Below are 7681 nucleotides of genomic sequence, written 5' to 3'. Positions count from 1 at the left end.
CCAGGGGGCGGACCGACGTTCCGAAGATCGTCGACTGGTACATGGACGGCAAGATCGAGATCGACCCGATGATCACCCATACATTGAAGCTCGACGAGATCAACAAGGGCTTCGACCTGATGCATGCAGGCGAGTCGATCCGCTCGGTCGTGATCTATTGAGAGGCCGTGAAACGGGACCGTTTCACGCGTGAAGGAAACGCCAAGATGCTGACGGACACGCGCTTTCGAATGCCCGTTAACCCAATCGAAAGGGCTTGCGCACGCCGCCTGAGATACGCTGCGCGCGAATTTCGGGCTGGGCGGGCCGTATGTGTCACGCAGAAAGCGGCTCTCGGCACGGCTCAGAGCCATGCCCGGCCTGTCTCGAGATCGTGTTAGTTCGCTTCAAGCCCGTTGCTGAAGTGCCAATCCATGCTGCGCGCGCTTGCCGAAAATATTCCCATTGCGGACCGGCAGACTATCGCGCCGCAACGCAATGAAAAAAGCCGTCGTTCGGACAAGTCGCAGAAAAAACGACGTCGGAAACAGTTGGGGCGAGCAGACAGTGCTGACGCTCGCCAAGACCCCAATTCTTGCGGAAATGCCTAGGAGCGTTCAATTTCTCGGCGTCGTGCCACACCTATCTCCACTGATAGTCAGCGGGGCGAAACCGTCGACTATTCGTTGGCGTGAAAAACCCCTCGTTCCTGGACCATTGAAATTCATTAGCGATGAAAACCCCTTGCAGACTGTTGCGGTGGAAGTATTTCGTTGCACCGAGATGCCTCTATCGGAAGCGGCATCATTCGTTGGACGGGCGGACGAGTGGCCAGATCAAGTCATGCTCGATAGGGTGCGTGAGCACCGATCCTGAGATACAGATATCCAGCATTGTTCAGCCTGCCAGTGGCTGCTCGGAGCTGACAGCTAAGCACCCAGGAACGCCGTCGGCGCGAGCGCGCGCCACTGCTTGCGATAAGCAGAGGCCGAGATACCAACGCGCTTCCGGAACGCCGAACGAAAGCTGGAGGGTTCAGAGTAGCCGACTTCCGCTGCTATGTCGTCGATCGGCATGTCGGTCGTTTCCAGCAGCTGCTTGGCTTCCTCGACGCGCAGGGTCTGGATATAAGCTGCAGGGGCTTGCCCGGTCGCACGTTTGAACCTGCGATGCAGCCCGCGTTCCGTCAGCCGGCTGCGCTCGGCCATCGCCGCGACGGGGCTGGGGGTGTCGTAGTTTCTAGCGGCCCAGATCTGCGCCTCGGCGACAAGCTGGTCGTCGTGCTGCCTGTTCGCCGTCAGCGAAGCATAGGTTAGTTGGCCTTCGCGGTGGGGGTCGATCAGATATATCTTGGCAATCCGGCGGGCCGCGTCCGCGCCCGCGAAACGCGCGATGAGGTAGAGCATGAGGTCTTCCCATGCCGAGGCGCCACCGGCGGTGACGACGCGATGGCCCTCGCCGGTAGGGACGAGAATCCGCTCTCGGCATACTTTGACCTCGGGGAAGTTCCGGCCAAGCATGTCGGCGAAACCCCAATGCGTCGTCGCTTCCTGCCCCTTTAGGAGACCGGCCCCGCCAAGCAGAACGGCGCCGGAACAAACCGATGTGACGATGGCGCCGCGAGCGTGGGCATCGCCAATCCATTCAGTCACCGCGACGAACTCCTCAGGAACTCCGCCATTTGGGTCGAAATGCATGTCGGGCACGATGATCAGATCGGGCGCGGGACGTTCGGTCAGCGCCGCATCCGGCGTGATCTTGCGCCCGTTGATGTCCCAGTAGGGCGCGGCATCGACCGTTCTGAGAGCGGCATGGAAGGTCGGCTCGCTCGCGGGAAGGCCATGCAGCATTTCCCAGTCGCGGCCGACCGAGGCCAGCACGTCGAGGATGCAGAACAGTGTCGATGATCCGGCGAAGCGCGAACCGATAACAGCCGTTTCTATCGTCATGATGGTCTTCAGATACGCCAGATGGTCCGATAATCACCGTTTTGATCCGTTCCAATACTACTGCGACTCGGGCGGGCAGTCCATTCCCTTGGGCAACGCGGCGGCATGTCCACCGCCTCATTCAGCTCAAGGAGATAATAATGACTGATCAGACCCAAGATCCGATCTTCGACGATGCCAAGGCCGAAGCCTTCGCAGACCGTTTCGTCGGCACGCTGAACGAAGCGGCGCTAGCGGTCATGACTTCGCTCGGACACCGCGCGGGCCTCTTCGATGCGCTTGCCGCAAATGCCGGCCTGACCTCGGAGGCGCTCGCCCGGAAAGCCGGGGTGAACGAACGCTACCTGCGTGAATGGCTAGGTGTGATGGTGACATCGGGCGTGGTCACCTATGACCCGAAGGCGCGCAGCTACACTCTGCCGCCGGAACACGCCGCCTACCTGAACCGTGCAGCCAGCCCGAACAACATGGCCGTCACGACCCAGTTCATCGGTGTCGCGGCGTCGGTCGAGGAAGCGATGCTGGAGCGGTTCCGCACTGGCGAGGGCCTCTGCTACGGGTATTTCGACCGCTTCCACGAAGTGATGGCTGAAGACAGCGCGCAGCTTGCCGTGGCGAGTCTGGCGGAAGCGATCCTGCCGATTGTGCCCGGACTGACCGAACGGTTGGAGGACGGCATCGACGTGGCCGATTTCGGCTGCGGCGGCGGGCAGGCGATGCTGCGGCTTGCGCGGGATTTCCCGAACAGTCGTTTCCATGGGTTCGACCTTTGCGCGGACGCCTTTGCCGCGACCGATGCCGAAGCGCGTGCAAACGGGATCGAGAACCTCCGCTTCGAAGCCCTTGACCTGTCTTCGGCGCAGTCGGTCGGAAAGTTCGATCTGGTGACCGCCTTCGACGCTGTCCACGACCAGGCGGACCCAAGCGGCTTCTTGGCGCTGATACACCGGTCGCTTCGCAAGGGCGGCATGTTCCTGATGCAGGATATTGGCGGTTCGCGCGATCTGGAAAAGAACATCGGCAACCCGTTCGCGCCGCTCCTCTACACGATCTCGTCGATGCACTGCCCGCCGATCTCGATCGGTCAGGGCGGGCCGGGATTAGGTGCGATGTGGGGCGTCGAGACTGCCGAGGAATACCTCGCCGCCACGGGCTTCACCTCGGTCGAGACGCATCGACTGCCGCACGACCCGATCAACGCCTACTACGTCGCCCCCGTCTGAGCGGGCTGGATACAGAAGGGAACCGACATGGAACTCGCCACTCAACCACACGCTCCGCTTACGCATCTTCCGAGGCGTCCCTCCGCGGGCATTCGACAATGGCTCGAAGGGCTGCGGGAACAGAGACGGGCCCGGCACGACATGATCGTGCTGTCCCGCCTGTCGGATCACTTGCTTCGGGACATCGGGCTTGAAGGCCGCGTCGTTCGGCGGGCCGATCCGCTCGGTCGAATCGAGCTCTGACAATACACCTGAAAGGAAATTACATGACTCAGGAAAATGCGACGCCGGTCCTGGTGATCGGCGCCGGGCTCTCGGGTCTTGCCTGCGCAAAGGCTCTCGCCCAACGGGATATTCCCGTGACCATACTCGAAGCCGGGGATCGGGTCGCCGATCCCTGGCGCCGGCGCCATCCCGCGCTGCGGCTCAATATCCACCGCCGCTTTGCGCGGCTGCCGGGTCAGGACGCGCCGCGTTCGGATGGCGTCTTCCTGAAACGCGACACCGTCGTCACGCATCTGGCGCGCTATGCCGACGGGCTGAACGTGCCGATCCAATTCGGTGCGCAGGTGACAGGCATCGCGCGAACGACGACCAGTTGGCGGGTTTCGACCAAGGCCGGGGTTTACGCCGCCGCGCATGTCGTGATCGCGACGGGCCGGGACCGTGTCCCGCATATCCCGGACTGGCCGGGGCGCGATGAGTATGCGGGAGAGTTCCTGCATTCTGCCGATCTTGGCGACGTGTCCCGCTTCGACGGCCGGCGTGTGCTTGTCGTGGGGGCCGGCAACTCAGGGACCGACGTGCTCAATCATCTCGCGCGGCACAATCCGGCAGAGGTCGAGGTGTCGATCCGCCACGGCCCCGCAGTATTGCCGACGCGGGTCTTCGGCTTCCCGATGCATCGGCTGGCGCGGCTCTTCGCGGCGCTACCTACGGGTGCTCTTGATCCGGCATTCAAGGTGACTGAGCGGTTGTTTCTGGGCAACCTCCGGCGCTACGGGCTGCCGCGCCACCCCGACGGCGGCGGTACCCGGATGCTGCGCGACGGTGTCACCTTCGCGCTCGACGACGGCTTCGTGGCAGCGCTGAGAGCCGGGCGGTTCCGGGTCGTTCCTCGCGTCGAAGGCTTCGACAAGGGGTATGTCCGCCTTGCCGATGGGACCTCCTGCGCGCCGGAAGTGGTGATCGCAGCGACCGGCTATCGCACCGGGCTGGCATCCCTGCTCGGTCATCTCCGCGTGCTTGACGATTCCGGGCAGCCCAATCATCCGATGGGCGAGCGCGACCCGAACAATCCAGGTCTGTGGTTCACCGGTTTCCGGCCGATCTTCACCGGCTTTTTCGACGCCGCGTGCATTGCCGCCGAACAGATAGCCACCGGCATTGTCGCGGAGCCCGCCCGGAGGGCGGTCGGGCGCTGCCCGGCGGCGCTTGCGCGCATTGATTCGGGGCGGGGCAACTTGCGGCTTTGGTCCTCGAGCGGTGGGTGCGAGCGCGCACCTTACCCCGGCCGCCTCACTGCGTGGACTTCGTCAGCGGCACGATGCGGGGCGTGTCACCCTCGGGCGCAAGCTCCTCGAAGTCGAAATTGTCGAGCCGGGCGGCGCGTTTGCCGGCGCGCTCGGCGGCCGTGGTGATGCCGTCGAGGTCCTGGCGGGCCTGGTTGAAATGGGTGTCGAGCTTGGAGACGCGCTCCACCACCAGTTCAACGTCGCGGTGAAGCTGCCGCAGCGTGGTGCGGATGGCGCCGGCCTGTTCGCGCATCCGCGCGTCCTTCAGCACCGCCCGCATCGTGTTCAGCGTCGCCATGCAGGTCGTGGGCGAGACGATCCAGACCTTCGCATTGAAGCCTTCGCGGACAAGCTCGGGGAAGTTGGCGTGAAGCTCGGCATAGACGGCCTCGGAGGGGAGGAACATCAGTGCGCCGTCGGCGGTCTCTCCGTCGAGGATGTAGCGTTCGGCGATGGCCTTGATGTGAGCGCGCACGGCTATGCGCAGCATCCGCTGCGCCTCGATGAGCTGCGACTGGTTCTCGGCCCGGCGCAGCGCCTCGTAGGCTTCGAGCGGGAATTTCGAGTCAATGACGATGGGACCCGGCGGATTGGGCAGGTGGATGAGGCAATCGGCGCGACGTCCGTTCGACAGCGTCGCTTGCATCGTGAAGGCATCAGGCGGCATCGCCTTCCGAACGATGTCGTTGAGCTGGATCTCCCCGAAGGCGCCGCGGGTCTGCTTGTTCGACAGGATGTCTTGAAGGCTGAGTACGTCGCCCGACAGCTTTTCGATGTTCGTCTGGGCCTTGTCGATAGTTTCCAGGCGCTGCTGCAGCTCGCCGAGCGACCGGGCGGTGCGGGTTGCGGTACCCTGCAAGCTTTCGGTCATGCCGCGCGAGACCTCGGAGAGGCGCTGTTCCATCAATTGCAGCACCTTGGTCTGGGAGGCGGCCTGCGTTTCGGAGACGTGGTGGAGGCCACCCGTGAGCTGGTGCTGACCGTCCGAGAGCGCCTGAACGCGGCCACCGAGCGCCTGCATCTGCGCCAGCATCGGCTCGGACATTCGGGCGGAGCGCGAGGCGGCGCGCAATGTGACGATGATGAGGATGAAGAGCGCGAGGATGAGCGTTCCGCCCCCGAGGGTGGCGAGGACGAGCGGGTCGTCAAGCGCGTAGGTCTGACCGTTGAAGGTGATCATGTGCGTCCGAATAGGCGTTCGATGTCGGATAGCTTCAGTTCGACGTAGGTCGGGCGGCCGTGATTGCACTGGCCGGAGAGCGGGGTCCGTTCCATTTCGCGCAGGAGCGCGTTCATCTCGTCCGGGCGCATGCGGCGACCGGATCGGACCGAGCCGTGGCAGGCCATACGGGAGAGGACCGCGTCGATCCGGGATTGCAGGCGCTGGCTGTCGCCAAGGTCGCGAAGCTCGTCCAAGATGTCCTTAAGTAGCGCGGCGGCGTTGACCTCGCCGAGAACGGCGGGAGTTTCACGGACCGCGATGGCTCCGCCGCCGAAGGGCTCGATCTTGAGGCCGAGGCTGGAGAGCGTCTCGGCATGGTCGAGGAGAAGCCGGGCGTCGCCGTCTGAGAGGTCGACGATCTCGGGGATCAGAAGCGCTTGGGCGGCGACACCGTTTTCGGCACTCTGGCGTTTCAGGCGCTCGTAGACGAGGCGCTCGTGCGCGGCGTGCTGATCGACGATGACGAGGCCACGTTCAGTCTGGGAGATGATATAGTTCTCGTGAACCTGAGCGCGGGCGGCGCCGAGGGGGTGGTTTTCGGCCTTCTCCTCGGCGGCCGGTTCGGGCACGGGGTCGAAGCGGGCCGAGGCTTCTGCGAGTTCGGAGGCAAGCGGCGCCTGGGCCGTGTAGGCCGCGCGGAGCGCGGTCTGGGACGCGCGATCCATCTGGTAGATGCGCGGGGTGGCGGGCTCTGGCCGCATGGCGCCGAGTGTCAGGCCCGCGACAGTGGATGAGGCGCGGTGGCCGGCCTCGGCGAGTGCATGGCGCAAGGCGGACACGACGAGGCCGCGCGCGATGCCCGGCTCGCGGAACCTCACCTCTGCCTTTGCGGGATGGACGTTCACGTCCACGCGCTCGGGGGTGCAGGTGAGGTTGAGGACGGCGGCCGGGTGGCGGTCGCGGGAAAGGACGTCCATGTAGCCGGCGCGGAGCGCGCCGATCAGGAGCTTGTCGCGGACCGGGCGGCCGTTGACGAACAGGAACTGCTCGACCGCCGCGCCGCGCGAATAGGTGGGCAGCGCCGCGAAGCCGGTCAGACGGATGCCTTCGCGCTCCGCGTCGATCGGCAGCGCGTTGTCGGCAAACTCGTTGCCGACAAGGCGGCGGAGGCGCTCGGACAGCGCGTCGAAGAGCTCGCCTTGCGCGGCGTCGGCGCGCAGGACCACCCGGCCCTCGCCGCCGCCGGTCGCGTCGCGCAGGGTGACGCCGACATAGGGCTCGGCCATGGCGAGGCGCTGGACGACATCCTTGATCGCCTGCGCCTCGGCCCGGTCGGAGCGCAGGAACTTCAGCCGGGCGGGCGTGGCATAGAAAAGGTCGCGCAGTTCGACGACCGTGCCGCCTGCGAGCGCCGCAGGGCGGACAGGCCCTGCGCGCCCGCCCGCGACCGCGATCTCGGCCGCCTCGGCGCCTTCGGCGCGGGAGGCGATCCTCAGCCTCCCGACCGCGCCGAGCGAAGGCAGCGCCTCTCCCCGGAAACCGAAGGAGCGGATGTTCAGAAGGTCGGAGCCGTCGATCTTCGAGGTCGCGTGGCGGGCAAGCGCTAGGGGCAGGTCTTCCTCCGTCATGCCGCAGCCGTCGTCGGTCACGCGGATCAGGGTCTTGCCGCCGTCGGCATAGGTGACGTCGATCCGCCGCGCCCCGGCGTCGAGCGCGTTTTCCACGAGTTCCTTGACTGCGGAGGCCGGGCGCTCGACCACCTCGCCCGCCGCGATGCGGTTGACCGCAGCTTCGTCTAGCTGACGAATCTGCGGGCGTTCGGGCACGATCTTGGGGTTCGGCGCGGTCATGCCA

At 65.2% G+C, this 7681-nt stretch carries 5 protein-coding genes and 2 pseudogenes; 4 read left to right on the top strand and 3 right to left on the bottom strand.

Going from position 1 to position 7681, the window contains the following annotated elements; genetic code table 11:
• Positions 1–161, top strand: a pseudogene (locus DEA8626_RS18905) (S-(hydroxymethyl)glutathione dehydrogenase); the annotation flags it as partial.
• Between the two features lie 747 nt (positions 162–908).
• Here DEA8626_RS18905 and DEA8626_RS18900 read toward each other — a convergent pair.
• Entirely contained in the window at positions 909–1928 is a 1020-nt protein-coding gene (locus tag DEA8626_RS18900) for a GlxA family transcriptional regulator (RefSeq protein WP_108854797.1), read from the bottom strand.
• A gap of 140 nt (positions 1929–2068) precedes the next feature.
• Here DEA8626_RS18900 and DEA8626_RS18895 point away from each other — a divergent pair, with 140 nt between their 5' ends.
• The 3 genes and pseudogenes from DEA8626_RS18895 to DEA8626_RS21485 all read left to right on the top strand — a co-directional run.
• Positions 2069–3151 (top strand): class I SAM-dependent methyltransferase, encoded by a 1083-nt coding sequence (locus DEA8626_RS18895; protein ID WP_108854796.1) that lies wholly within the window; start codon positions 2069–2071, stop codon positions 3149–3151.
• A gap of 27 nt (positions 3152–3178) precedes the next feature.
• Positions 3179–3394 carry a YjiS-like domain-containing protein gene (locus DEA8626_RS21785; RefSeq protein WP_108854795.1) on the top strand — a complete coding sequence of 72 codons (216 nt, stop codon included), beginning with the start codon at positions 3179–3181 and terminating at the stop codon, positions 3392–3394.
• Between the two features lie 23 nt (positions 3395–3417).
• Positions 3418–4347: pseudogene (locus DEA8626_RS21485) on the top strand (flavin-containing monooxygenase); the annotation flags it as partial.
• Between the two features lie 322 nt (positions 4348–4669).
• Here DEA8626_RS21485 and DEA8626_RS21480 read toward each other — a convergent pair.
• Both DEA8626_RS21480 and mutL read right to left on the bottom strand, forming a co-directional pair.
• Positions 4670–5845, bottom strand: coding sequence for a DNA recombination protein RmuC (locus tag DEA8626_RS21480; RefSeq protein WP_108854794.1), 1176 nt, complete (start codon positions 5843–5845; stop codon positions 4670–4672).
• Positions 5842–7677 carry a DNA mismatch repair endonuclease MutL gene (gene mutL, locus DEA8626_RS18875; protein WP_108854793.1) on the bottom strand — a complete coding sequence of 612 codons (1836 nt, stop codon included), beginning with the start codon at positions 7675–7677 and terminating at the stop codon, positions 5842–5844. The genes DEA8626_RS21480 and mutL overlap by 4 nt, the downstream gene beginning before the upstream one ends.
• Positions 7678–7681: the final 4 nt, after the last annotated feature.

This window comes from Defluviimonas aquaemixtae, assembly GCF_900302475.1.
GTDB classification, from domain to species: Bacteria; Pseudomonadota; Alphaproteobacteria; order Rhodobacterales; family Rhodobacteraceae; genus Albidovulum; species Albidovulum aquaemixtae.
This window is presented reverse-complemented; position numbering and strand designations above follow the sequence as displayed.

Excerpts from the sequence above, each read along its gene's own strand:
- DEA8626_RS18900 (WP_108854797.1), bottom strand. The coding sequence starts at position 1,928 with ATGACGATAGAAACGGCTGTTATCGGTTCGCGCTTCGCCGGATCATCG.
- DEA8626_RS18895 (WP_108854796.1), top strand. The coding sequence starts at position 2,069 with ATGACTGATCAGACCCAAGATCCGATCTTCGACGATGCCAAGGCCGAA.
- DEA8626_RS21785 (WP_108854795.1), top strand. The coding sequence starts at position 3,179 with ATGGAACTCGCCACTCAACCACACGCTCCGCTTACGCATCTTCCGAGG.
- DEA8626_RS21480 (WP_108854794.1), bottom strand. The coding sequence starts at position 5,845 with ATGATCACCTTCAACGGTCAGACCTACGCGCTTGACGACCCGCTCGTC.
- mutL (WP_108854793.1), bottom strand. The coding sequence starts at position 7,677 with ATGACCGCGCCGAACCCCAAGATCGTGCCCGAACGCCCGCAGATTCGT.